The sequence below is a fragment of the Georgenia subflava genome, assembly GCF_009193155.1.
Classification (GTDB): Bacteria; Actinomycetota; Actinomycetes; order Actinomycetales; family Actinomycetaceae; genus Georgenia; species Georgenia subflava.
In genome coordinates this window covers 608285-632945 of the sequence record NZ_VUKD01000002.1, presented here as the reverse complement: position 1 = coordinate 632945, position 24661 = coordinate 608285, and the positions used below count along the sequence as shown (strand labels likewise).

General features: G+C 74.0%; 24 protein-coding genes and 1 other RNA gene. 5 read left to right on the top strand and 20 right to left on the bottom strand.

Annotation, left to right across the window (positions count from 1 at the left end):
* Positions 1 to 199: 199 nt before the first annotated feature.
* Both GD748_RS09390 and GD748_RS09385 read left to right on the top strand, forming a co-directional pair.
* The gene (locus GD748_RS09390; RefSeq protein ID WP_152194898.1) at positions 200 to 736 is read left to right on the top strand and encodes an NUDIX hydrolase family protein; all 537 of its coding nucleotides are present in this window, start codon (positions 200 to 202) and stop codon (positions 734 to 736) included.
* Positions 736 to 1140, top strand: coding sequence for a DUF3054 domain-containing protein (locus GD748_RS09385; RefSeq protein ID WP_152194897.1), 405 nt, complete (start codon positions 736 to 738; stop codon positions 1138 to 1140). Before GD748_RS09390 ends, GD748_RS09385 begins: the two co-directional genes overlap by 1 nt.
* 156 nt (positions 1141 to 1296) lie before the next feature.
* On the opposite strand, the gene rdgB is transcribed toward GD748_RS09385, so the two are convergent.
* From rdgB to clpS, 7 genes are all read right to left on the bottom strand, one after another.
* A complete protein-coding gene (rdgB, locus tag GD748_RS09380; RefSeq protein WP_226921046.1) occupies positions 1297 to 1947 on the bottom strand; it encodes an RdgB/HAM1 family non-canonical purine NTP pyrophosphatase in 651 nt (216 codons plus the stop codon).
* Between the two features lie 11 nt (positions 1948 to 1958).
* Positions 1959 to 2735 (bottom strand): ribonuclease PH, encoded by a 777-nt coding sequence (gene rph, locus GD748_RS09375; RefSeq protein ID WP_152194896.1) that lies wholly within the window; start codon positions 2733 to 2735, stop codon positions 1959 to 1961.
* Positions 2736 to 3088: 353 nt separating this feature from the next.
* Positions 3089 to 5788, bottom strand: a complete 2700-nt coding sequence (locus GD748_RS09370; protein WP_152194895.1) for a phosphoenolpyruvate carboxylase — start codon at positions 5786 to 5788, stop codon at positions 3089 to 3091.
* 150 nt (positions 5789 to 5938) lie between these two features.
* Entirely contained in the window at positions 5939 to 6739 is an 801-nt protein-coding gene (locus tag GD748_RS09365) for an MBL fold metallo-hydrolase (protein WP_152194894.1), read from the bottom strand.
* Positions 6736 to 7560 carry a glutamate racemase gene (gene murI / locus GD748_RS09360; RefSeq protein WP_152194893.1) on the bottom strand — a complete coding sequence of 275 codons (825 nt, stop codon included), beginning with the start codon at positions 7558 to 7560 and terminating at the stop codon, positions 6736 to 6738. The genes GD748_RS09365 and murI overlap by 4 nt, the downstream gene beginning before the upstream one ends.
* Before the next feature lie 11 nt (positions 7561 to 7571).
* The gene (locus GD748_RS09355) at positions 7572 to 8258 is read right to left on the bottom strand and encodes a DUF2017 family protein (protein ID WP_152194892.1); all 687 of its coding nucleotides are present in this window, start codon (positions 8256 to 8258) and stop codon (positions 7572 to 7574) included.
* Positions 8259 to 8567, bottom strand: a complete 309-nt coding sequence (clpS, locus tag GD748_RS09350; protein WP_226921043.1) for an ATP-dependent Clp protease adapter ClpS — start codon at positions 8565 to 8567, stop codon at positions 8259 to 8261.
* An 80-nt stretch (positions 8568 to 8647) separates the two neighbouring features.
* Here clpS and GD748_RS09345 point away from each other — a divergent pair, with 80 nt between their 5' ends.
* A complete protein-coding gene (locus tag GD748_RS09345) occupies positions 8648 to 10009 on the top strand; it encodes a nicotinate phosphoribosyltransferase (protein WP_152194890.1) in 1362 nt (453 codons plus the stop codon).
* Positions 10010 to 10212: 203 nt separating this feature from the next.
* Here GD748_RS09345 and GD748_RS19490 read toward each other — a convergent pair whose 3' ends face one another.
* From GD748_RS19490 to GD748_RS09325, 5 genes are all read right to left on the bottom strand, one after another.
* Positions 10213 to 10368, bottom strand: coding sequence for a hypothetical protein (locus GD748_RS19490; RefSeq protein WP_193312895.1), 156 nt, complete (start codon positions 10366 to 10368; stop codon positions 10213 to 10215).
* 125 nt (positions 10369 to 10493) lie between these two features.
* A complete protein-coding gene (locus tag GD748_RS09340) occupies positions 10494 to 12326 on the bottom strand; it encodes a DEAD/DEAH box helicase (protein WP_152194889.1) in 1833 nt (610 codons plus the stop codon).
* On the bottom strand, positions 12323 to 12685 hold the full coding sequence (locus tag GD748_RS09335; protein ID WP_152194888.1) for a DUF3039 domain-containing protein: 363 nt from the start codon (positions 12683 to 12685) through the stop codon (positions 12323 to 12325). The genes GD748_RS09340 and GD748_RS09335 overlap by 4 nt, the downstream gene beginning before the upstream one ends.
* A gap of 49 nt (positions 12686 to 12734) precedes the next feature.
* Complete coding sequence (nagB, locus tag GD748_RS09330) at positions 12735 to 13520, bottom strand: glucosamine-6-phosphate deaminase (protein WP_152194887.1); 786 nt, start codon at positions 13518 to 13520, stop codon at positions 12735 to 12737.
* A 227-nt stretch (positions 13521 to 13747) separates the two neighbouring features.
* Positions 13748 to 14029: an HU family DNA-binding protein gene (locus GD748_RS09325; protein ID WP_152194886.1), complete on the bottom strand. Its 282-nt coding sequence runs from the start codon at positions 14027 to 14029 to the stop codon at positions 13748 to 13750.
* Between the two features lie 363 nt (positions 14030 to 14392).
* Here GD748_RS09325 and GD748_RS09320 point away from each other — a divergent pair, with 363 nt between their 5' ends.
* Positions 14393 to 15388, top strand: a complete 996-nt coding sequence (locus GD748_RS09320; protein ID WP_152195084.1) for an aldo/keto reductase — start codon at positions 14393 to 14395, stop codon at positions 15386 to 15388.
* Positions 15389 to 15499: 111 nt separating this feature from the next.
* On the opposite strand, the gene GD748_RS09315 is transcribed toward GD748_RS09320, so the two are convergent.
* From GD748_RS09315 to GD748_RS09285, 7 genes are all read right to left on the bottom strand, one after another.
* Positions 15500 to 16174 carry an N-acetylmannosamine-6-phosphate 2-epimerase gene (locus GD748_RS09315; protein ID WP_152194885.1) on the bottom strand — a complete coding sequence of 225 codons (675 nt, stop codon included), beginning with the start codon at positions 16172 to 16174 and terminating at the stop codon, positions 15500 to 15502.
* A complete protein-coding gene (locus GD748_RS09310; RefSeq protein ID WP_152194884.1) occupies positions 16171 to 17154 on the bottom strand; it encodes an ROK family protein in 984 nt (327 codons plus the stop codon). Before GD748_RS09310 ends, GD748_RS09315 begins: the two co-directional genes overlap by 4 nt.
* A gap of 67 nt (positions 17155 to 17221) precedes the next feature.
* Positions 17222 to 18583 (bottom strand): CoA transferase, encoded by a 1362-nt coding sequence (locus GD748_RS09305; RefSeq protein ID WP_152194883.1) that lies wholly within the window; start codon positions 18581 to 18583, stop codon positions 17222 to 17224.
* A 35-nt stretch (positions 18584 to 18618) separates the two neighbouring features.
* A complete protein-coding gene (locus tag GD748_RS09300; RefSeq protein ID WP_152194882.1) occupies positions 18619 to 19608 on the bottom strand; it encodes an ABC transporter permease subunit in 990 nt (329 codons plus the stop codon).
* Entirely contained in the window at positions 19605 to 20741 is a 1137-nt protein-coding gene (locus GD748_RS09295) for an ABC transporter ATP-binding protein (RefSeq protein ID WP_152194881.1), read from the bottom strand. Before GD748_RS09295 ends, GD748_RS09300 begins: the two co-directional genes overlap by 4 nt.
* Before the next feature lie 76 nt (positions 20742 to 20817).
* Positions 20818 to 22167, bottom strand: a complete 1350-nt coding sequence (locus GD748_RS09290) for an adenylate/guanylate cyclase domain-containing protein (protein ID WP_193312894.1) — start codon at positions 22165 to 22167, stop codon at positions 20818 to 20820.
* 98 nt (positions 22168 to 22265) lie between these two features.
* On the bottom strand, positions 22266 to 23297 hold the full coding sequence (locus GD748_RS09285) for a threonine aldolase family protein (protein ID WP_226921041.1): 1032 nt from the start codon (positions 23295 to 23297) through the stop codon (positions 22266 to 22268).
* A gap of 196 nt (positions 23298 to 23493) precedes the next feature.
* Between GD748_RS09285 and GD748_RS09280 the strand changes: the two genes are divergently transcribed.
* The gene (locus GD748_RS09280) at positions 23494 to 24045 is read left to right on the top strand and encodes a Uma2 family endonuclease (RefSeq protein ID WP_152195083.1); all 552 of its coding nucleotides are present in this window, start codon (positions 23494 to 23496) and stop codon (positions 24043 to 24045) included.
* Positions 24046 to 24099: 54 nt separating this feature from the next.
* Here the strand turns inward: GD748_RS09280 and ssrA are convergent.
* Positions 24100 to 24467: a transfer-messenger RNA gene (gene ssrA, locus GD748_RS09275) on the bottom strand.
* Between the last annotated feature and the right edge of the window lie 194 nt (positions 24468 to 24661).

Here is a 24661-nt window from a genome sequence, read left to right as displayed (position 1 = left end):
GTCGGCCGTCCGCGACGCCGGACCTCTCCGCGCCGGCCCGTTCGGCCGTCCGCCGGGCAGCACCGCGCCAACTGGCGAGTCAGTGGGAGGACGGGACGCCGTCGCTCGCCCGGACGACGCAGCGTCCGCGGGCCGGTCGGAACACCGCTGCGGGCGAGGCCGTCTCGCTTCGACGGCCCGGGCACGATACAAAGAACACGTGAGTGATATCGCGAGCGGCGACCTCGGTCCCTGGCTCTCCCCCGAGGACCTCGACCTGGTGCGCCGCAAGGTGCCCATGCTCTACATCGACGCGGTGCCCGCCCGGATGGACGGCCGCGGCGATCTCGAGGCCATCGGGCTGCTGCTGCGGGCGACCTCGGAGGGCACGATGTCCCGGGCGCTGGTCTCCGGCCGCGTGCTGTACCACGAGACGGTCCGCGAGGCGCTGGAGCGGCATCTGGAGAAGGACCTCGGACCGATGGCTCTGCCGCGACTGCCGACCTCGCTCGTGCCGTTCGCCGTCGGCGAGTACTTCCCCACCCCGGGCGGCCCCTTCCACGACCCGCGCCAGCACGCCGTCTCGCTGGCCTACGTGGTCCCCGTGGTCGGCGACTGTCAGCCGAACAACGACACGCTCGAGCTGACGTGGCTCACGCCCGCGGAGGCCGTGACGCCCGAGATCCTCGGTGACATGATCGAAGGCCACGCGATCCTGCTGAAGCAGGCGCTCGCCCACCTGGGGAGGCTGCGCTGATGGACACCCCTCCCGAGCCGGCAGTCCCCGGCTCCCGCCACCCGCTGAAGTGGTTCGCCCTCGACCTGGCCTGCGTCCTGGTGTTCACAGTCGTCGGGATGCTCACCCACGGCACGCCGCCGTCCGGCTTCTTCGAGACGGTGTGGCCGTTCGTGCTCGGGCTCGGCATCGCCTGGGCGCTGCCCGGGGTGCGCTCCCTGCCGCTGATCATCTGGCCGAGCGGGGTGCTCGTCTGGGCGGTGACGACCGTCGTGGGTCTGGTCCTCCGCGGGATCACCGGTGGTGGCGTCTCCGGTGCCTTCCCCTTCGTCACGGCCGGCGTCCTGGCGCTCCTGCTGATCGGCTGGCGCGTGGTGCCCGAGATCAAGGAGCGCCGGCACGAGCAGCAGGCGCGCTACCTCTGAGCCCGGCCGCGGCCCCTACCTGTGAGCCCGGCCCGGCCGCGGCCCCTACCTGTGAGCCCGGCCTGGCCGCGGCCCCTACCTCTGAGCTCGCCCCGGCGCGGGACGCTACCTCTGAGCCCGGCCGACGGCGCTGTCCCCCGAGCTCGACCGACGACGCTACCTCGGAGCTCGGGCGAGGGTGGCGACGACGTGCGGGACGAGTGCCGCGAAGGCCTTGCCCCGGTGGCTGATGGCGTTCTTCTCGGCCGGGCTCAGCTCCGCGCTCGAGCGGGACTCCCCGACCGGCTGCAGGATCGGGTCGTAGCCGAAGCCACCCGTCCCGCGCGGAGCCGTGAGCAGGACGCCCTGCATGGTGCCCTCCTCCACGACCTCGAGGCCCGCCGGCGTCACCAGCGCCGCCGCGCACGCGAAGTGGGCGCCGCGGTGCCGTGCGGGCACGTCGGCGAGCTGGGCGAGCAGCAGCTCGAGATTCGCCCGGTCGTCCCCGTGCCGGCCGGCCCAGCGGGCCGAGAAGACTCCGGGCGCCCCACCGAGCACGTCGACGCAGAGCCCGGAGTCGTCGGCGACGGCGGGCAGGCCGGTCGCGGCCACCATCGCCCGGGCCTTGATCAGCGCGTTCTCCGCGAAGGTGACACCGTCCTCCACGGGCTCGTCAGCGCCCAGATCACCGGCACCGACCACCGCGGCCGGCTCGAGGCCCGGCAGGAACGGGCTGAGGATGGCTCGCAGCTCGCGGACCTTGTGGACGTTGTGGGTCGCCAGGACCAGCCGGGCCCCGGGCGGCGGGGTCACGGGCACGGGCGTCACGGGTCTCGCCGTCACGCGCGTCGCGACAGCGGCTGCGCGAGCGCGTCGGCCTGGAATCGCGCGAGTCGCTCGGTGCCGGCGACAGCGAGGTCCAGGAGCGAGTCGAGCTCGCGGCGGTCGAACGGCGCGCCCTCCGCGGTGCCCTGCACCTCGACGAAGTCGCCCGACCCGGTGACCACCACGTTCATGTCCGTGCCCGCGCTGACGTCCTCGACGTAGGGCAGGTCGAGGACAGGTCGGCCGTCGATGATCCCGACGGAGACCGCGGCCACCGAGTCGGTGAGAACCGGCTTGTTCCGCGACGGCCGGACGTGCCCGGCGTCGGTGCCCCACGCCACCGCGTCGGCGAGGGCCACGTAGGCGCCGGTGATCGCCGCGGTGCGCGTGCCGCCGTCGGCCTGGAGCACGTCGCAGTCCAGGACGATGGTGTTCTCACCCAGTGCCGAGACGTCGATGACCGCCCGCAGCGACCGCCCGATCAGCCGGGAGATCTCGTGGGTGCGGCCGCCGATCTTCCCCTTGACCGACTCGCGCGGGCTGCGGGTGTTGGTCGCCCTCGGCAGCATCGCGTACTCGGCGGTGACCCATCCCTGCCCGCTCCCCTGCCGCCAGCGCGGCACGCCTTCGGTGAAGGAGGCGACGCACAGCACGCGGGTACGGCCGAACTCGACGAGCACGCTGCCCTCGGCCTCGTCGAGCCAGCCGCGGGTGAGCCGCACCTCGCGCAGCTCGTCGGGCCGGCGGCCGTCGGCTCGGAAGGTCGTCTCGGAAGGAGTCAGCTCAGCCATGCACCCGAGGCTACCGGCCGGTGGTGCCGGTGCCCGCCGTCGTCCACCGCCACCGGACGGCTCCGCGGCCACCGCTGCCCGCCCAGTGACACGAAGCGCGCAACTTCCCGGCGCCGAGGTGCGCCGGAACGTGCCACTGGGCGTCAGTGGTCCGCCGAGTGACACGAACCGCGCGGCTTCCGCACGGCAGACACGCCCGGAACGTGTCACTCGGCGGGCTGGGCAACGGTGTGGCAACGCGAGTGGGGACAGCGGTGCTGGCGCAGCAGCACGAAGGGACGGCGGTGCTGGGGCAGCAGCGCGTTGGCGCGGCCGGGGCTGTGTCGACAGCAGCTGGCGGCGCGCTGGGTTCGTCAGCCGGTGTTCTGCAGACCGGCCGCGACGCCCTTGAGGGTGAGGAGCAGCAGCCGCTGCTGGTCCGCCGTCTCCGCCTCGCTCAGCTCTGCCGAGCTGTCCCGCAGGGCGCGCAGCGCCCGCAGCTGCAGCAGGGAGAGCGCATCGACGTAGGGGTTGCGCAGCTGGACGGCACGGCCGAGCACCCGGTGACTCTCGAGGAGGCGGCTGTGGTCGGTGATCGCGAGGATCCACCGCGTGGTCAGGTCGAGCTCCGCCAGGACCATCTCCGCGAGCTCGGTCCGGTCGCCGAGCTCGAGGTAGCGCTCGGCGATACGGCGGTCCGTCTTCGCCAGCGACATCTCGACGTTGTCGACCATCGCCGCGAGCAGCGGCCACTCCCGGTACGCCTCCCGCAGCAGCTCGAGGTCACCGACCTCCTCCAGCGCGGACCCCAGCCCGAACCAACCGGTGAGGTTGATGCGCGCCTGGGTCCAGGCGAAGTTCCACGGGATCGCGCGGAGGTCCTCGAGGGACTCGACGCTCAGGCCGCGCCGGGCCGGGCGCGAGCCGATGGCCAGCAGCCCGATCTCCTCCTGCGGGGTCACCTCCGCGAACCACGGGGCGAACCCGTCCGCGTGGATCAGCTCGTAGAAGCGCTTCCGAGAGACGGCGTCCATCCGCGCGGCGAGCGCGGCGTATCGCTCGGCCGCGTCGGCGTTGCGCCGCTCGACCGAGGGCGCGGAGGACATCAGCGTCGCGGCGGCGACCTGCTCGATGTGACGCAGGGCGATGTCGGGGTTGCCGTACCGGGCGGAGATGACCTCGCCCTGCTCGGTGACCTTGAAGCGCAGGTCCACCGAGTGCGGCGGCTGGGCCAGGATCGCGCGGTTGGCCGGGCCGCCACCGCGCCCGAGCGCGCCGCCGCGGCCGTGGAACTGGGTCAGGCGGATGTCGTTGTCCTTCGCCCACGCGGCGATGCGCGCCTGAGCCTCGTACAGCGCCAGCGTGGCCGAGACGGGGCCGACGTCCTTGGCGGAGTCGGAGTAGCCCAGCATGACCTCGATGCGGCGCCCGGTCTGCTCGAGCCGACGCTGGACGGCCGGCAGCCGGAGCATCTCGTCGAGGATCCCGGGTGCTGCCTGGAGGTCGTCGAAGGTCTCGAAGAGCGGGATGACGTCCAGGACCGGGGCGGCCTCGGCCGAGCCGAGCGCTCGCTCGGCCAGGGTGTACACGTCGGCGAGGTTCTGTGCCGACTGGGTGAAGGAGACGATGTAGCGCCGGCAGGCCTCCACCCCGTGACGCTTCTGGACGGCGGCGATCGCCCGGAAGGTCTCCAGCACCTCCTCGGGCGGCACGGCGGGCGCCGGGACGGCGTCCGGGTCGTCGAGCCACGCGAGGGTCTGCACGTGGACCTTGGAGTGCTGGCGCACCTCGAGCTCGGAGAGGTGGAAGCCGAACGTCTCGACCTGCCAGACGAGCCGCTGCAGGTCCCCGAAGGCGGCGCGCGCGGCGCCGGCGGCCACCAGGGACTCCTGGACGCAGGCGAGGTCGTCGCGCAGCTCCGCGGCGCCGCCGTAGGCGAGGTCGGCGTCGCGACGACGCGTGGCTCCGATGCGGCCGGCGACGACGAGGAGCACCCGGCGGTGCGTCTCGCCCGGCGAGTGTGCCGCCGCCTGCTCGGTCAGCTCCTGCGAGAGCTGGCGCTGGCGGGCCCACAGGGTCGTGAGCTCGGGGCTCGGTGGCGTGAACCGGTCGTCCAGCGTCAGGCTCAGCGCGACCTCGCGGGCGACGCGCTCGAGCGCCTCGAGCACCCGCTCGGCAGACTGTGCGGCGGCCTGACGCGTGATGGTGGCCGTGACGTTGGGGTTGCCGTCGCGGTCGCCGCCGATCCAGGTGCCCAGCCGCACGAACGCCGGCGCCTTCGGGGCGCGCAGACCGCGGTCGTCACCCTGGATCCAGTCGTCCAGGCGCCGGTAGGCGGCGGCGAAGACCTCGAAGAGCGAGGAGTCGAACATCGCCAGCGAGGTGCGGACCTCGTCCAGCGGGGACGGGTTGGCCGGGCGCAGCTGCGCGGTGCGCCAGAGGTTGTCGACCTCCTCCAGGAGCCGACGCCGGTTCTCCTCCAGGGCGCCCGGTCCCATCCGGGGGTCGTCGCGCTCGTCCAGGAGCAACCCCAGGCGCCGCACCGACGAGGCGACGGCGTTGCGGCGGGCCTCGGTGGGGTGGGCGGTGAGGACCGGGTGGAACTCGAGCTCCGACAGGCGGCGCTCGGCCTCCTCGTGACCGACCTCCGCGGCCAGGTGCGTGAACGCGGCGGCGATGGAGTCCGACGGCTTCTGGTCGGCGAGGGACACCTCGCCGTCGCGGGCGCGCAGGGTGCGGACCCGGTGCTGCTCCTCGGCGAGGTTGGTCAGGTGGAAGTAGCAGGTGAAGGCCCTGGCGACCTCCTCGGCGCGCTCGGTGGAGAACCCGGCCACGAGCTCCTCGGCCTGGGCGAGCGCCTCGCCGTCGGGCTGGTCGAGCGCCGTGATGGCCAGCTCACGCAGCCGCTCGACGTCGTCGAACAGGCCGTCGCCGGCGTACTCGGTCAGCACCTGCCCCAGCAGTGCGCCGAGCAGCCGGACGTCGTCACGCATCGTGTCGGGGATCTCGTGCTTGGCCGCGCCGCGGGTGTGCTCGCGGGCAGGGGCGGAGTCGTGCTGGGGTGCATCGCTCATGGACGGCAGGCTACCCACGCCGCCGGTAGGTGAGACATCCGGACCACGTTCTGGTCGACGGGCGTCGCGAGCAGGGTCGCGAGCAGGACCGTCGAGGCGCGCGCGGGCGCGAGGCGGACAGGTACCGCCAACCCGCGGGTGCGCGTCCGGTCAGAGCGTCCAGACGGCGCCGGCGGCCGCGATGTCCACCGGCCCGCGGTACGCGCCCTGCGCCTCCGCGCGCACGACCTCGGGGTCGGTCCACGGCTGGAGGTGGGTGAGGACGAGACGACGCACCCCGCCGGACGCGGCCACCTCCCCGGCGCGCCGGCCGGTCAGGTGCACCCCGCGCACGGTGTCGCGGCCCTCCTGGAAGGCGGCCTCGCTCAGCAGCAGGTCCACGCCCGAGGCGAGCGCGACGACACCGTCGCAGGCGTCGGTGTCGCCGGTGTACGCCAGGCTGACCTCGGCCGGGCCACCGGGCCGCGAGCTCGGCCCGCTGACCCGGATGCCGTAGGCGGGGACCGGGTGGTTGACGGGGAAGGACTCGATGCGCAGCGGACCCACCTGCACGGCGGTCCCCGGCACGTGCTCGGAGAAGGTGAACTCGCCGGCGTAGTCCTCTGCCTCGTCGTCGCCGCCGACACCGCGCACCCGGGCGAGCGCGCCCGACGGCGCCAGCACCGGCAGGGGAGCGAGCCCGCCGTCGGGGTGCCACCGCCGGTAGACCTGCATGCCGATGAGGTCGACCATGTGGTCGGCGTGCAGGTGCGAGATGGCCACGAGGTCGAGCGCCGCCGGGTCCACGTGGTTCAGCAGCGCGCCCATCGCCCCCGGACCGAGGTCGAGCAGCACCGAGTACGTCCGCCGGCGGCCGCCGGGGTCGACGCCGTCGGCCTGCACGAGGTAGCACGAGGCCGGGGAGGCCGGACCGGACATCGAGCCGGAGCAGCCCACGACGGTGAGCCTCATCGGGCTCCCGCCAGCTCGTCGGCAGCGTGGACGTCGGTGACCTCGGGGCCGAGGAAGCGGCGAGCCAGCCGGGCGAACGAGTCGGGGTCGCCGGTGGCCAGGAAGCGGTGCTCCGGTGGGGCGGCGTCAGGGCCGCGGAGGAGATCGTGCGCCACCAGGGTGCGGTAGACGTCCTTGGCGGTCTCCTCGGCGGAGGAGACGAGGGTGACCTGCTCGCCCATGACGTAGGAGATCGGCCCCGTGAGCAGCGGGTAGTGCGTGCAGCCCAGGACGAGGGTGTCGACGTCGGCCTCCCGCACGGGGGCGAGGTACTCCTCGGCGGCGTCGAGCACCTCGGGGCCGGAGGTCACGCCGCGCTCGACGAGCTCGACGAACCGTGGGGCCGCCGCCATCGTGAGCTCGAGGTGCGGGGCTGCCGCGAACGCGTCCCGGTAGGCCTCGGACTCGATGGTTGCGCGGGTGCCGATGACGCCGACCCGGCCGGACCGGGTGGCGGCGACGGCGCGGCGCACGGCCGGCTGGATCACCTCGACCACGGGCACCCCGGCGTCGATGGCGTAGCGCTCGCGCGCGTCGCGCAGGACCGCCGCCGAGGCCGAGTTGCAGGCGATGACCAGGAGCTTGACGCCCGAGGTGACGAGGCGGTCCATGACCTCCAGGGCGAGCGCGCGCACCTGCGCGATGGGCTTCGGCCCGTACGGGGTGTTGGCCGTGTCGCCGAGGTAGAGGACCGACTCGCCGGGCAGCTGGTCGATCACCGCACGTGCCACGGTGAGCCCGCCCACGCCCGAGTCGAAGATGCCGATAGGTGCGTCGTCCACAGCCGTCGAGCCTAACGGCCGCGCCGCTTGCGCAACATGGCCTCGAGGAGTGACTCCTGCCACCACGTCAGGGCGGCGTACATGGTGGCGAGCGCGTCGTCGACCTCGTCGCGGTCCTCGTCCGCGTCCCGGTCGCGGCCCGGCCGGGAGCGCGCGTAGACCTCCTCGGCGTCGGCCTCGTCCTCGATGCCCAGCCGGGCGGCGAGGACCAGGCGCACGTCCGTCAGCGCGGCGAGCCACGCGCCTTCCTGGCCGGCACGGACCACGACGGCGCCCTGCGCCCCGGCCGGTACGCGCAGCTCGCGCCACACGGTCTCGAGCCGGCTCACCTTCCCGGCACGGAGCGAGGACTCGGTCAGCGCCCGCAGCTCGGCCGAGAGCTTGGGGTCGTCGTGGCTCATGGGCGGCAGCAACCGCGCCAGTGCCGGGTCGGCGGGTGCGTCCGGGACCGCGTCGGCGGCCGGCTCGAAGTCGAGCGCGGCGAGCACGGCGTCGTCGCCGTTCTGCGGGCCGTCGGCCGGGCCCGGGACCTCGGGCAGGTCGGGGCCGCCCTCCGCCGCGCCGGCTCCCGACCCCGCGTCGGTCAGCCGGGTACCGAGCAGCTCGGCGGTGTCGGCCACCAGCCGGGAGAGCACCGTGCGCTCGGCCTGCTCGAGCCTCGCGGCGAAGCCGCCGCGCACCGGGACGAAGGCGTGCACCTACTCGCCCTCCTGCTCGAGGGTCGCCCACAACCCGTAGGAGTGCATGGCCTGCACGTCGACCTCCATCTGCTCGCGGTGGCCCGAGGACACCACGGCCCGACCCCTGGTGTGCACCTGCATCATGAGCCGGGTCGCCGTCGCCTCGTCGTAGCCGAAGTAGGTCTGGAAGACGTACGTCACGTAGCTCATGAGGTTGACCGGGTCGTCCCAGACGATCGTGCGCCAGGGACGCTCGACGGCGGCCTCGGGGGCCTCGGACCGTGACTCCTGCTCCGCGGGGGCGGACGCGAGTCGCACGCTGCTCACGTCCTCCACCCTACGAGGTGCGAACCGGCGCCCGCGCCGGCGGAGATGGCGCGCCATCGCGCGCGCACTAGCGTGTGGCCATGCGGACCACCACGGCACTGCTCACCGACATGTACGAGCTGACCATGATCGAGGCCTCGCTGCGCTCGGGCACCGCCCAGCGGCGCAGCGTCTTCGAGGTCTTCGGCCGGCGGCTCCCCGCCGGCCGGCGCTACGGCGTCGTGGCCGGGATCGCCCGCGTGATCGACGCGGTGGAGCGCTTCCGCTTCGGCAGCGACGAGATCGACTACCTCTCGAGCGCCGGCGTGGTGGGCGACGAGACCCTCGACCTGCTGCGCGAGTACCGCTTCCGCGGCTCGATCAGCGGCTACGGCGAGGGCGAGTGCTTCTTCCCCGGCTCCCCCATCCTCACCGTCGAGGGCACCTTCGCCGACGCCGTCGTCCTGGAGACGGTCGTCCTGTCGATCCTCAACCACGACTGCGCGGTCGCCGCGGCCGCCTCCCGCATGACGACGGCGGCCCACGGCCGGCCGTGCCTGGAGATGGGCGCCCGGCGCACCCACGAGCAGGCCGCCGTCGCCGCGGCGCGCGCGGCCGTCGTCGGCGGCTTCGTGGGCACCTCGGTCCTCGAGGCCGGCCGTTCCTACGGCATCCGCGCGATCGGCACCGCGGCCCACTCCTTCACCCTGCTGCACGACGACGAGGAGTCCGCGTTCGCCGCGCAGGTCGCCGCCCTCGGCCCCGGCACCACCCTGCTGGTCGACACCTACGACGTGACCCGGGGCGTGGAGCGCGCGGTCGCCGCCGCACGGGCGGCCGGCGGCGAGCTCGGCGCGGTGCGGCTCGACTCCGGCGACCTCGTCGCGCAGGCGTTCACGGTCCGTGAGCAGCTGGACGCGCTCGGCGCGACGACGACGCGGATCACCGTCACCTCGGACCTGGACGAGTACGCCATCGCCGCTCTCAACGCGGCACCGGTGGACTCCTACGGCGTGGGGACGAAGCTGGTGACCGGATCGGGGCACCCGACGGCGGAGCTCGTCTACAAGCTGGTGTCGCGCGAGGGCGCCGACGGCCGGATGCAGGAGGTGGCGAAGGCGTCGGCCTCGAAGATGTCGGTGGGCGGGCTCAAGGTGGCGGGGCGGGTGCTGGACGCCGGCGGACGCGCCAGCGAGGAGCTGGTGGTGGCGTGCGGGACCCACGATGCGGGCCGTGCGGAGGTCGAGCGACAAGGTGCCCGTCCGCTCCAGCTCCCGCTGGTGCGCGACGGGGTGCCGGTCGAGGAGCACCGGGGACCGGACGCGCTGACCGCTGCGGCCGAGCGGCACCTCGCCTCGCGCGCCGAGCTGCCCTACGCCGCGTGGCGCCTGAGCGAGGGCGAGCCGGGGATCCCCACCAGGCACATCGACATCGAGGCTGACGACGACTTCCCCCGCATCTGAACGTCGACCCGCAGTCCACCGGAAACCGCCGAGGCCGTCCCCGCACACGGCAGAGGACGCACACGAAAAGAGTGCCGACCCAGCACACGGCCGAGGCCGACCCCGCACACGGCGGAGGCCCTCCCGCCCACGGCGGAGGCGGACCCCGCACACGGCAGAGGCCGTCCCCGCGCGGGGACGGCCTCTGTCGGCGGTGGGACGAGTCAGACGCGCGTGCGGCCCCTCGAGACGAAGGTCATGATCAGGGAGACCACGAGGACGATCACGCCGAGCCAGATGAGGAACGAACCGATCTCCGTCGCGACGCCCAGGATGAGCATCACGACACCGACGATGATGAGGATGAGCCAGAGGGACATGACACGTCCTTCCTGTTGAGGGCCGGAGCTTGGTGCCGGCCGGTTGCTCCGAGCGTCCCAGCGGCCCAGTCGGTCCGCATCTTGAAACGGCGACCGTAGGCCCTGGTAGCAGCCCCGTCGGACCCTCAGCCGCGCCCGACGAACCACTTGCGCAGCATCGCGATGCGCGCCTCGATCTCCTCGGTCCGGGCGAGCGCCACCTCCGGCCCGCCGCACCGGCTGCGCAGCTCGGTGTGCACCACCCCGTGCGGCTTGCCCGAGCGACGTGACCACGCCGAGACGAGCGACGAGAGCTCCTTGCGTGCGGCGGCGCGGCGGCGGTGGTCGTCGACGCCGGAGTTCGCGTGCTTCACGGCGTCGGCGCGGGCCTGCCGCTTCTGCGTCTTGATCTGCTCCGCCTGCCGGGCGCGCAGCAGCGACGTCACCTGCTCGGGCTCGAGGAGCCCGGGGAGCCCGAGGTACTCCTGCTCCTCGATCGACCCGACGGCCGCGCCGGTGCCGAACTCGCCACCGTCGAACAGGACCTTGTCGAAGGTGGCCTGCGCCTCGAGGGCCTCGAAGCCGGGCAGCAGGTCGGCGCTCGCCTGCTCGCTGCGGTTGGCCTGGGCGAGCAGGTTGTCCTCGGGCGTGAAGAAGGTCCCCTTCTCCTCGGCGGTGAGCACCCGGTCCAGCGCGTGGTCGCGCTCGATCTCGAGCTCGTTCGCCAGGCCGAGCAGGTGGCCGACCGAGGGCAGGAACACCGAGGCGGTCTCGCCGCGCCGGCGCGCCCGGACGAACCGGCCGACCGCCTGGGCGAAGAACAGGGGCGTGGCCGTCGCGGTAGCGTACACACCGACCGCGAGCCGGGGCACGTCCACACCCTCGGAGACCATCCGCACCGCGACCATCCAGCGCTGCTCCCCGGCGGCGAACTCCTCGATGCGGGCCGAGGCGCCGTCGTCGTCGGACAGGACCGTCACGGCCGGCTCGCCGGTGATCTGACCGAGGATCTTCGCGTAGGCGCGAGCGGCGCTCTGGTCGGTGGCGATGACCAGGCCGCCGGCGTCGGGGACGCTGCGCCGCACCTCGCTGAGGCGCTGGTCGGCCGCCGCGAGGACCTGCGGGACCCACTCCCCCTTGGGGTCGAGGGCGGTGCGCCACGCCTGGGCGGTCATGTCCTTGGTCAGCGGCTCGCCGAGGGTCGCGGAGACCTCGTCGCCGGCCTTGGTGCGCCAGCGCATCTGGCCGGAGTAGCTGAGGAAGATCACGGGACGGACGACGCCGTCGCGCAGGGCGTCGCCGTAGTTGTAGGAGTAGTCAGCGCGGGAGCGGCGGATCCCGTCGGAGTCCCGGGCGTACTCCACGAACGGGATCGCGGCGGTGTCCGAACGGAACGGGGTGCCGGTCAGGGACAGCCGCCGGCGGGCCGGCTCGAACGCCTCGCGCACCGCGTCGCCCCAGCTCAGGGCGTCGCCGCCGTGGTGGACCTCGTCGAGGATCACGAGCGTCGGCTCGGCGGTGGTGCGGGCGCGGTGCAGCGCGGCGTTGGCCGCCACCTGGGCGTACGTCAGCGCCACCCCGTCGAAGCCGGCGCCGTGCCGCCCCTGAGAGTTCTTGAAGCTGGGGTCGAGGTGCACGCCGACCCGGCCGGCCGCGTCGGCCCACTGGCTCTTGAGGTGCTCCGTGGGACACACGACGGCGATGCGGCGCACGACGCCGCGGGCGAGGAGCTCGGTGGCGATGCGCAGGGCGAAGGTGGTCTTGCCGGCGCCGGGGGTGGCGACGGCGAGGAAGTCACGAGGCTCGGTGGTGAGGTAGGTCTCCAGCGCCTCGGCCTGCCAGGCGCGCAGCCGCGAGGCCGTCCCCCACGCCGCGCGCGCCGGGTAGGCGGGCGGCAGCTGCTCGGCCGCGACCGTGGAGACGGCTGCGGGCCCGGCAGGGTGGGTCGGCGACGACCGGCGCTGGTGCGGGGCGGTCACTCCCCGCTTCCCGAGGCGTCGCCGCCCTTGCGGCCGAAGGGCCAGCCGCGGCCCTTGCCGGACCCGGCGCCTTCGTTCATGCCCTCGTAGATGGCCTTGCAGGTGGGGCACACGGGGTACTTCTTGGGGTCGCGACCGGGTGTCCAGACCTTGCCGCACAGGGCGATCACCGGCTGGCCGGAGACCGCCGACGCCGTGATCTTGTCCTTGCGGACGTAGTGCGCGTAACGCTCGTCGTCCCCCGGGGACACCTGCTCGCGCAGCTCCTCGCGCTCGAGCACACCGGTGCCGCCGGCGGGGCCGGACGGGGAGGCGGGCTGCTGCGGACCGGCGGGGCCGTCGGGGGTCGTCGAGCTCATGCGACCAGTCTAAGCAGACGTCGTCGGTGGTGGTCGTGCGCGACGCGGGTCAGATGCCCTGCCACGCCGGCTTGGCGGCGAAGACCTCGCGGTAGTAGTCGCCGAGCTGCAGGCGCGAGGCCGCTGCGGGGTCCACGAGCACCGTGGCGCGCGGGTGGTGCTGCATGATCGTGGCCGGCCACATGGCGCTCACCGACCCCTCCACGAGGTGATGCACCGCCTCGGCCTTGGCCGACCCGGTGGCCACGAGCACCAGGTGCCGGGCAGACATGATGGTCGCCAGGCCCTGGGTGACGCAGTGGACCGGGACCGCGTCGACGTCGTCGTCGAAGAAGCGGGCGTTGTCGAGCCGGGTCTGGGAGGTGAGCGTCTTGATCCGCGTGCGCGAGCCCAGGGAGGAGCCCGGCTCGTTGAACGCGATGTGCCCGTCCGTGCCGATCCCCAGGATCTGCAGGTCCACTCCGCCGGCGTCGGCGATGGCCTGCTCGTACGCGGCGCACGCGCCGACGAGGTCCTCGGCGTTGCCGTCCGGCCCCTGCACCGCCCCGGGCGCGAAGTCGACCCGCCCGGCGATCTCGCGGTCGATGACGTTGCGGTACCGCTCGGGATGCGCGTCCGGCAGGCCCACGTACTCGTCGAGCATGAAGGCTCGGGCGCGGGCGAAGGAGATCCGGCCGGCCTCGTGTCGGCGGACGAGCTCGTCGTAGATCGCCAGCGGGCTGGACCCGGTGGCGAGCCCGAGCACGGCGTCCGGCCGCGCCGCGAGGAGCCGCTCGATCTCGTCGGCCACCAGCGTCGCGATGGCGCCGGCGTCGGGCTGGATGACGACCTCCACGAGGTTCCCTCCTTGGTGTCCGCACGGCCGCGGGCCGGGCCGCCGCCGCTCACCCTAACGGCACGGCGACGGCGCGACGGGCCGCGTCCCACCGGAGCCGGCGGCCGCGGGCCGACCCGTGCGGACGCACGATGCGGGCAGGCAGCCGCGGGCCGACGCGTGCAGACGCACGAAGCGGGCAGGACCGGCGTCGGTCCTGCCCGCTCCGCGGTGCGCTCAGCGCATCGTCACTTGGCGACGGCCTTCTTCAGGGCCGAGCCGGCGGAGATCTTGACGCCGTAGCCGGCGGGGATCTGGATCTCCTCACCGGTGCGGGGGTTGCGGCCGGTGCGGGCGGCGCGCTCGACACGCTCCACGCTCAGCAGACCGGTGACCTTGACGGCCTCGCCCTTGCCGAGGGAGTCCACGAGGACCTCCTGGAGAGCCGACAGCGCAGCGTCGGCCTGGGTCTTGGTGAGCGAGGAACGCTCGGCGACGGCGGCGACGAGCTCGGTGCGGTTGACGGACATGAAATCCCTCTCATCGTTCGGTTCCGGGCACCTGTTGCCGGTGCCGCTGCGCCGACATTACGCACACGCGGGTGCCGTTGTCGCATCTAACGCGCCGATTTTCCGCGTGTCTGCGCGGTTCCTGCCCCGTGCGACGCCGATACGGAGTAACCACAGCCTCGTCAGTCACATCTGTCACAGTCTCTGGCGTGGCCGCGCATGTGCCCACAACGGCTGAGCTTCCTTGGTGAGGAATCGGTGCAGCTGGCGCACCGAATCCTCACCAAAGCCGCAACGGGGTCCGGTGTTCCGGGAGCGCCGGTCCTGCCACCACCGCCGGGAACGGGCAGGATGGACCGACGCGAGAGTGAGGAGGCGGACGGCATGGAGGAGCGCACGCTCGGCGGGACGGGCCGGCAGGTCTCGGTGGTCGGGCTGGGGACCTGGCAGCTCGGCACGGAGTGGGGCGAGGTCGACGAGAGCCAGGCGATGGGGGTGCTCGCCGCAGCCGTCGACTCCGGCGTCACCTTCCTCGACACCGCCGACGTCTACGGGGACGGCCGCAGCGAGCAGCTCATCGGAGCCTTCCTCGGGCAGAACCCGGGCGCCGACCTGACGGTGGCGACGAAGATGGGTCGCCGGGTCGAGCAGGTCCCCGAGAGCTACCGGCTCGAGGCCTTCCGGGCGTGGACGGACCGGTCGCGCGCCAACCTGGGGGTGGACCGGCTGGACCTGGTGCAGCTCCACTGCCCGCCGTCGGCCGTGCTGACCAGCCCGGAGGTGTCCGACGCGCTGGAGACGCTGGTCGCGGAGGAGCGCATCGCCGCCTACGGCGTGAGCGTGGAGACGTGCGACCAGGCACTGGACGCCATCGAGTCGCTGCACCCGGTGAGCGTCCAGATCGTCCTCAACGCGTTCCGGCGCAAGCCGCTGGAGCAGGTGCTGCCGGCCGCGGCCGAGGCCGGGGTGGGCATCATCGCCCGGGTGCCGGTCGCCTCGGGACTGCTCGCCGGCCGCTACACCCGCGAGAGCACGTTCGCCGAGACCGACCACCGCACGTACAACCGCCACGGCGAGAGCTTCGACATCGGCGAGACCTTCTCCGGCGTCGACTTCGCCACGGGCGTCGACGCGGCCGCGGCGTTCACCGAGATGGCCGCGGAGCTCGGGCCCGCCGGTGCGACGCCCGCGCAGGTGGCGCTGCGGTGGGTCGTCCAGCAGGAGGGTGTCACCACCGTCATCCCGGGCGCACGCTCCGCCGAGCAGGCGCGTGCCAACGCCGCGGCGGCCGAGCTGCCCGAGCTGGGCGAGGAGCTGCTGGTCGCCGTCGAGCGCCTCTACGACGAGCGGATCCGCGAGCAGGTACACGCCCGCTGGTAGCGGCGGGACGTTGCGGCGTCCCGGCACAGGTCCACGGCCGCTGGTAGCGGCAGGACGTTGCGGCGTCCCGGCACCGGTCAACGCCCGCTGGTAGCGGCGGCCCTGGCGACGTCAGCGCACCAGGGCGTCGGCGAACCAGCCGGTGATCGTCGTCGGGTGGGTGATGGCGGTGCCCACGCAGACCGCGAAGGCCCCGTGCGCCAGCGCCTCGGCGGCCTGGGCAGGGGTGTGCACCCGCCCCTCCACCATCACCGGGAGCGTGCAGGAGGCGACCAGCTGGTCGACGAGCTCGAGGTCCGGGCCGTCCGTGCGCGGCCGCTCGCCGCTGTACCCGGACAGGGTCGTGCCGAGGATGTCCACGCCGGCGTCCTGCGCGGCCAGGGCGTCGTCGAGGGAGCCGCAGTCGGCCATGACGAGGGCGTCCGCGCGCTCGCGCAGCCCGGCGACGGTCTGCGCGAGGGTGCGCCCGTCGGGCCGCGGCCGTCGGGTGCCGTCCAGGGCGACGACGTGCGCCCCCGCCTCGGCGACGGCGACGGCGTGGTCGAGCGTGGGGGTGATGAACACGCCGTCGTCACCGTCCTTCCACAGGCCGATGACGGGCACGTCGACCGTTGCGACGACCTGCCGGATGTCCGCGATGCCCTGGGCGCGCACGGCAGCCGCACCGCCGGCGACGACGGCGGCAGCCACCTGCGCCATGGTGCGCGGGTCCCGCATGGGCTCGCCCGGGTAGGCCTGGCACGAGACGACGAGCGTGCCGCGCAGGCTCTCGATGATGGGGTTCACTCTCTCCCTCTCCCCCGGCCGGCGGCCGGGACGGGCTGCTGCTCGGTGACCGCCAGGAGCTGCCAGGCCCCGCGCGCGGCGCCGACGACGGCGGCCGAGCCGCCCAGTGCCGCCGGCACGACCGGCAGGTCGGCGAGCGGCGCGATGAGCTCCGCGCGCAGGGACTCCTCCATCGCCGTCCACCACATGGGCCCGGCGCCGGCCATCCCGCCGCCGACGACGACGACGGCCGGGTCGAGGACGGTGACGACGGCGGCGGCGGCCCGGCCGACGGCGGCCGCCGACTCACGGACGGCACGCGCGGCGAGCTCGTCACCGCCTCCGGCACGGGCGACCACGTCCCGGGTGTCCGGGCTGGCCGGGTCGCCGCCCAGGGCAAGGTAGTGCCGGTGCAGGGCTGGTCCGGCACCGAGGGCCTCGAGGTGCCCCGTCCGTCCGCACGTGCAGCGCAGCCCCTCCGCACCGGGGGTGGGCACGTGGCCGATCTCTCCGGCCACGTGGTGCGCGCCACGCAGCGGCCGGCCGTCGAGGACCACTGCCCCGCCGACGCCGGTGCCGACGGCGACCATGAGGACGATGTCCCGCCCGGCGCCGGCCCCGAGCCACGCCTCGCCCGCCGCGTGGGCGTCGACGTCGTTCTCGACGAACACCGGTACCTCGCCGAGGGTGGCCGTCAGCCGGCGCCGCAGGCCGGCGGCCACGGCGGTCCCTGTCCAGCCGGTGATCGCGTCGGTGGCCGAGACGATGGTGCCGGTGGTGACGTCGACGACGCCCGCCGTGCCCACCCCCACGGCGCGGACGGCGGCCGGGGCGTCGACGGCGACCGTGCGCACGAGCTCGGCGACGGCGTCGAGGATCGCCTCGGGGCCGGCGTGCGCGGGTGTCGGCACGGTCCGCACGGGTCCGACCCGGCCCTCGGGGTCGACGACCGCGGCGGCCGTCTTGGTCCCGCCGAGGTCGACCCCCACCACCGCGCTCATGGACACATCATCGCGGCCCGGGAGCCGTACACGGCAGAGGTGCCGGGCGTCGGTGTGTCCCAGTCCCTCAGAGCCAGACGGGCGCGGCGCCCGCGTAGGGCTGGGGCGGGCCGGGGAAGCCCAGCGGCCGGCCTCCCACGCCGAGCGGCGGGGGCACGTGCTCGACGGGGCCGTACGCCGACGGCACCGTCGCGGTGCGGACGGGAGGCCGTTCGTGCTCGGCGGGTCCGGTCGGGACCGGCAGGCGGAGGAGCTCGTGGGCGACCCGGGCGAGACTGATGCGGGCCGAGGCCCCGCCGTCCTGCTCGCGCCGGGTGAGGGACCGCATGGCGGTGGCGGCCGCGAGGTAGCCGGCCGCGTGGTCGAGCGCCTGGACCGGCAGCGCACCGGGCCGCCAGCTCTCGTCGTCCGTCCCGTAGCGGTGGGCGATGCCGGTGGCCACCTGCACGATGGAGTCGAAGCCGCGCTCGCGCCCCCAGGGACCGACGGTCCCCCAGGCCGACAGCTCGACCACCACGAGGTGCGGGTGCCGCTCGCGCAGGGCGGCCGCGTCGAGGCCCAGACGCGCGAGCGCTCCGGGCCGGTAGGAGCTGAGGACCAGGTCTGCCCTCGGCAGGAGCTGCTCGATGCGGTCGCGCTCGGCCGGGTCGTGCAGGTCGGCCGCGGCGGAACGCTTCGCGAACCCGGTGTCGAGGTACTGGTCGAGCAGCTCAGGGTTGTCGGGCGGGTCGATCCGCAGCACGTCCGCACCGAGTGCGCCGAGCATGCGGGTGGCGGTCGGGCCGGCGATCACCCGGGTCAGGTCGAGCACCCGCAGCCCGGACATCGGCAGGGCGGCGCCGCGGGGCAGCGCGGCCGTGCCGCCTGCGACCCGGTCGAGGCCGTGCTGCACGAGCGGTGCCTGCGCGACGGCGTGGCCCTGCGCGTGCGCGAGCCACTCCTGCGGCGTGCGCAGGGCGGCCGCGACGCCGCCCCGTTCCCGCACCCGGGCCTCGAGCGGCTCCGCCGGCATCGCGGCGACCACGGCCGCCACGCGGTCCGGCAGGTCGGCGCCGTCGTCGTCGGGCACGTCGAGCGCCGCCAGGAGCGCGGCGCGGTGGTGGGGGTAGTTGGCGTGGAAGCGGACCCAGCGGTCCGCCGTCGGGAAGAACCGCGAGAGCGGCGCGAAGCCGACAGCGGTCCGGCCGTCGACGCGCAGGTGCCGGAAGGACTCGACCGCCGCGGCCACGTCCCGGACGTCCACCGACAGCTCGACCGGTGCCCCGCGCTCGGCCCCGAGCGCCGCCGCCGCGGCGGCGCAGCTGCGCACGGCGGCGACGACCAGGCCCTCGACATCGAGCGGGCCCGCCCACCACCGTCGCGGCCCGGTCACCGGAACCTCCGGGGCGCCGCCGGGGACCAGCTCCGGCCAGAGTTCCTGGGTGCCCATGCCGCACACGCTACGCGCCGGCCGCCGCGCAGCCGTCAGGCGGCGTCGCGACGGCGGAACACGAGCGCCCCGACCACCACGACGACCGCCGCGGAGATCAGGACGTACGCGGTGCTGTGCCCGAAGCTGAGGCTGCGTTCCACGTAGTCGCACATCGTCCCGGAGGAGTCGGTGGTGCACTCCGGCACGTAGTAGACGGTCCCGTGGTTGACCCAGCCCTCGATGTTCCTGGCCACCAGCCACGGCTGGAACCGGCCGAGGGCGCCGGCGAACATCGTCTCGACGACCACGACGTAGCCGACGACGACGCCGAGGACCGCCGCGGTGTGCCGCAGCAGGACGCCGAGCGCCGAGCCGACCATGGCGGCGAGGACGACGAGGACGAGGATCCGCAGCGCCATCGCCGCGAGGGACGACCACGCCGAGCCGTCCATCGAGCCCGCGAGACCGAAGCTGCGGGCGATCACCCAGCCGCCGGTCACCAGGATCGCGACCGCGAGCACGGCCACGGGCACGACCCCCAGCCCCGTGGCGAGCACCTTGGAGGCGTAGACCCGGAGCCGTCGCGGCTCGAACGTCAGCCAGCTGCTGATCGAACCAGTGCTCATCTCCGCCGCGGTGAACGTCGCGCCGACGAGCAGCGCTAGCGCCACCAGCAGGTAGGACTGACCGGCGAGCACCATGGGGAACGAGTCCTCCATGGGCGGGGACTCCCAGATGAACCACTCCCGCTGCGGCTCCATCTGCTCGCAGCCGAAGTCGACGTCCGTGCCGGTGAGCTCGGCCTCACGCGCCTCGTCCTCCAGGCACTGGGCGACCCACTCCTCGCCGTTCTCCTCCCAGTCGGCCAGCTGGCGCTCGTACTCGGCCTCGGCACGCTCCAGGTCCGCGGCGGACATGGGCTGCGAGGACTGCCACACCCCCACGAGGAAGAGGGCGGACACGACCAGCCCACCGATCATCGCCAGCACGACGAGCCGGCGCGAGAACAGCCGGCGCAGCTCCACGCGGGACAGTCGCATCATCGGACCGCACCGCCGTCCGGGGCGTCGCCGGTTCCCCACGGGGTGCCTGGCGGGTCCTGGGGTGGGGCAGCCACCCCGACGGCGGCCGCACCAGCGCCGGCCGTACCACTGCCGGCCGTACCACCGGCGTGCACGTCGGGGGCAGCCGCACGGGCGTCGGCGCCGCCGGCGCCCGCGCCGTCGGCGTGGCGCCCGTTGCGCGGCGCCGACGCCTCGCCGAGCCCCTCGCCGGACGTCAGGTCCAGGAACACCGACTCCAGGTCGGCCCGCACCGGGGCCAGCTCGTGGACGTACAGCTCACGCTGGGCGAGCAGGTAGGTGATCCGCGCCGGGTCGTCCGTGCCACGCACCCGCAGGATCGGCCCGTCGGCGCGCACCCGCAGGCCGGCGGCCGTGAGCACCTCGGTGGCCGCCTGCGGGTCGGCGACCCCCACCCGCACCGCGGTGATGCCTCGCTCGCCGATGACCTCGGCCACCGGGCCGGACGCCAGCAGGCGCCCACGGCCGATGATGGAGACGGTGTCCGCGACCTGCTCGACCTCGGCGAGGATGTGGCTCGAGACCAGGACGGTGCGGCCCTCGTCGCCCAGGCGGCGCATGGTGTCGCGGATCTCCCGGATTCCTGCGGGGTCGAGCCCGTTGGTCGGCTCGTCGAAGATCAGCAGGTCCGGGGACTTCAGGAGCGTCGCGGCGATCGCGAGGCGCTGCTTCATGCCGAGGGAGTAGCCCTTGTAGCGGTCACCGGCGCGCGCGGTCAGGCCGGTGGCCTCGAGCACCTCGGGCACGCTCGAGCGGGGGGCGCCGATGGCCTCGGCGAGCAGGGAGAGGTTCTTGCGTCCGGTGAACGTGGGGAAGAACTTCGGCGACTCCACGATCGCCCCGACGCGCCCGATGACCTCGGGGAGCTGCCGGGGCACCTCGTGGTCGAAGATCCTCATGGTGCCGGCGTCCGCACGGATCAGCCCGAGGAGCATCCGGATCGTGGTGGTCTTGCCCGACCCGTTGGGACCGAGGAAGCCGTGGACGCCGCCGGCGGGGACCTTCAGGTCGAGGCCCTCCACACCCACGCGCCGGCCACCGTGGCCCCGGTAGGTCTTGCGCAGGCCGGAGGTGTCGATCGCGAGCGCTGTCATGCCGGTGCTCCTGGGGCAGGCGACGGTCGGGAACCACCGACCTTGGCGGCCGGAGCGCCTCCGACCTGGCCGGATGCTATCGGGTCACCGGACCGTCCACGGCCGGAACACGCACGCCGGTGCGGGCGGCCTCGAGAACCTCCCAGGTGCCCGGCACCCCGTGCAGCTCGTGGGTGCCGCGGGGCGTCAGCATGACGCCGGAGCCCAGCACGAGGTCCCGGACGGTGCCGCTGACCAGCACCTCCCCCGCCCCGCCGAGGGCGGCGACCCGCGCCGCGACGTGCACGGCGACCCCGCGGACGGCCGTGCCGGCCCGGACGACCTCGCCGGTGTGGAGCCCCGCCCGGACGCCGAGGCGGTGGCCCGCCAGGTGGTCCGAGAGCGCCAGGGCGCAGGAGATCGCCCGGCTGGGCAGGTCGAAGACGGCGAGGAACCCGTCCCCCGCGGTGTCGATCTCGGTCCCGCCGTACCGGGCGAGCAGACGCCGGACCTCCTGGTGGTGCCAGTCCAGCAGCTCGCGCCAGCGCCGGTCGCCGAGGGCCGCGGCCTGCGCGGTGGAGCCGACGAGGTCGGTGACGAGCATGGTGGCCAGGGCCCGGTCGACGTCCGCGCCCGTGCGGGTGCCCGAGACGAAGTCCTCGATCTCGTCCATGAGGGTGTCCGTGTCACCGAAGAACGCGGCCAGGTCAGTCCCCTCGAGCTCCGTGTAGCGGGCGTCCGGGAGCGCGTCGGCGAGCCACCGCACGGCTGCGGCCGGGACCAGCGCGGTCCCGGCGCGGTGGATCAGCAGGGTCCGCGCCCGCACCCGGGGCAGGAGCGCGCGCACGTCCACGTCGAGCAGGAGCCGCAGCAGGCCGGCCGCCGTGTTGGGGGTGGCCGACATGCGCTCCCAGCGGCGCCACCACGCGGCGATGCGGGGCTCGTCGGCGACCGACGGCGCGATCCACGGCAGGAGCGCACCGGTTCCCCACGAGCCGGACTCGACCGCCGAGGCGAGGGTCTCGAGCACGGCGGGCTCGAGCCCGTCGGGGTGGCCGGGGCGCGCGACGGTGCTCGCCATCGGCTCGCCGAGGACCAGTGCCTCGACCCGCTCGGGATGGGTGGCCGCGAGCGCGAGGGCCAGCGCGGCCTTGTCGAGCCAGCCGACGACGACGGCGCGGGTGCTGCCGGCGGCATCGAGGACGGCGACGAGGTCGGGGACGAGGTCGTGGACCTCCGGTGCGCCGCCCGGCCGGTCGGACAGACCCGTGCCGCGGGCGTCGTACAGGATCAGGCGGCCGAGGCCGGCGAGGCGCTCGAGGAAGTGCACCGACTCGGGCAGCTCCCACAGCAGCTCCAGGTGGGAGACCCAGCCGATACCGACGACGACGTCGCGCTGCCCCGCCCCGACCACCTGGTAGGCGATGTCCACCTCGCCCGAACGCACGAACCGCGTCTCGCCCGGTCTCAGCACCGGTGCACCGCCCGAGTCATGGCGTCAGCGTGCCAGAGGCGGGGCCTGACGCGGCGGTGAACGGCACCAGCTCAGCCGAGGTGCCGGGCAAGCTCGGCGACGAGCGCGTCCACGTCCTCCTCTGTGGTGTCGAAGGAGGCGACCGCGCGCACGACGCCGGCCGTGCGGTCCCAGGCCAGGACAGGTGCCGCGGCCACCACGGCGGGCAGCCTCTCCGGCGGGACGGGGATGAACACGGCGTTGGCCTCGACCGGGTGGACCGGGGTGACCCCGAGCCCGCGCAGGCGGGCGGCGAGCAGGTCGGCGGCGGCGTTGGCGCGGCGGGCGTTCTCCCGCCACAGGTCGTCGCCGAGAAGGGCGAGGAGCTGGGCGGAGACGAAGCGCATCTTCGACGCCAGCTGGGTGGAGGCCTTGCGCAGCCGGTCCACCGGCTCGGCGAGCTCGGGTTGGAGCGTGACGACGGCGTCGCCGAAGAGGGTGCCGTTCTTGGTGGCGCCGAAGGAGAGCACGTCGACCCCGACGTCCGTGGTGAGCGCGCGCAGGGTGGTGCCGAGCCGGGCGGCGGCGTTGGCGAGACGGGCGCCGTCGAGGTGCACGCGCGCACCACGTGTGTGGGCGAGGTGGGTGATAGCACTGAGCTCGGCCACGGAGTAGGTGGTGCCCAGCTCGGTGCTCTGCGCCAGGGAGACCGCCGCCGGCCGCGCGTGGTGGACCGTGCCGTCGTAGCCGTCGAACACCGGCGCGATCACGTCGGTGGTGAGCTTGCCGCCGCGGGAGGCGACGGTGAGGATGCGCGTGCCGCCGACGAGCTGCGGGGCCGTGGACTCGTCGTTGACCATGTGCGACTCGTCGGTCGCGACGACGGCATCCCATCGCTGCAGGAGCGCCTGGACGGCGACGACGTTGGCGCCCGTGCCGTTGAAGACGGGGAAGATCCGCGCGTCGTCGCCGAAGACCTCGGCCGCCCGCTCGTCGAGGGCGGCCGTGAGCGGGTCCGCGCCGTAGGAGGGCACGTGCCCGGAGTTGGCGTCGGCGATGGCGGCGAGGACGGCGGGGTGGGCGCCGGACGCGTTGTCGGAGGTGAAGCCTCGTGCTCTGCTCATGGTTCCCATTCTCCGACGGTGACTGGCGTGCGGGAGCACGCGTCCGCCGTCGTGAGCGGTGTGACCTCGCCGGCCCGTGGCGGATTCCTCGGACGAACGTGGCTGTGGATGACCGCGGCGCAGTCGGGCGAGCAGCAGGACATTGGCGGGATGTGTACCGGTGACACGAGCCGGCCGAGGGAGGACCATGGCCATCATGACGGTGATGCCCCGTGAGTCGCGGGACTGGACGGTCGACGACCTCGACCGACTCCCGGACGACGGCCTGCAGTACGAGCTGCTCGACGGGTTGCTGCTGGTGACCCCGGCTCCGGTGATGGTTCACCAGCGCGCGATCGGCAACCTGTACCTCCTGCTGCGGGCGGCGTGCCCTGCGGGGTTCGAGGTGTTTTTCGCACCCGTGGACTGGCGTCCCGACCGACGCACCTCGCTCCAGCCGGACCTGCTGGTGATGCGCAACGAGGACGTGGGCGTGAAGAACGTGAGTGCCCCGATGGCGCTGGCTGTCGAGGTGCTCTCCCCGTCGACCAGGCGCAAGGACCAGGTGCTCAAGCGGTCGAAGTACGAGGACGCCGGCGTGGGGTCGTACTGGCTGGTCGACCCGGCGCAGCCCTCGATCGAGGCGCTCGACCTGGTCGACGGAGCGTTCCGCACCGCCGCCACGGCCACGGGGACCGAGGCGGCCGACATCGCCGTGCCGTTCCCTGTGCGGGTCGTCCCGCAGGAGCTCGTGCTTCCCCCGGCCTGATCCCGGGACGCAGCAAGGCCGCCCTCGCCGAGGGCGGCCTTGCTGCTGGGGTGATGGTGGAGATGGCGGGAATCGAACCCGCGTCCGACGGCGTGGAACCAGGGCTTCTCCGGGTGCAGTCTGCTGCTGATTTTCTCGGCCCCAGCGATCACGCAGACAAGTCGCTGACGGGCTCAGTTACCTAGAAGTCCCCGACACCCCGGCAACGAGGGTGGCGAGCAGTGGCTTCCTAGATGACGCCAGGAACTGAGTCGGAAGCTAGCTCAGGCTGACGGACTTCGGAACTCGCTCAGGCGGCGAGGGCGAAGTCGGTGCGCTTGGAATCGGCACCTATTGGTTTGCAGAGAGCGTTGACGAGATGACTCTGCATCCTCGACCCGCTTCTCCTGGAACGACGACCATCGTCGAAACCGATCATCCCCTGTGCAGTTGTCCCCGGTCTCGCCCTGACGGGTCCGGCCGGTTGTGTCCATGCTACGTGGTCAACCAGCCCCGTGGCACGTTCATTCCCGACGACGACGGGCGACGTGGGTCACGGGCGCGGGCGGCGCAGCGGTCATGCGCGTGGCTGGCAGCCTCGGCGCGCCCGCACGCGTCACGCGTGGCCGCTGGCCTC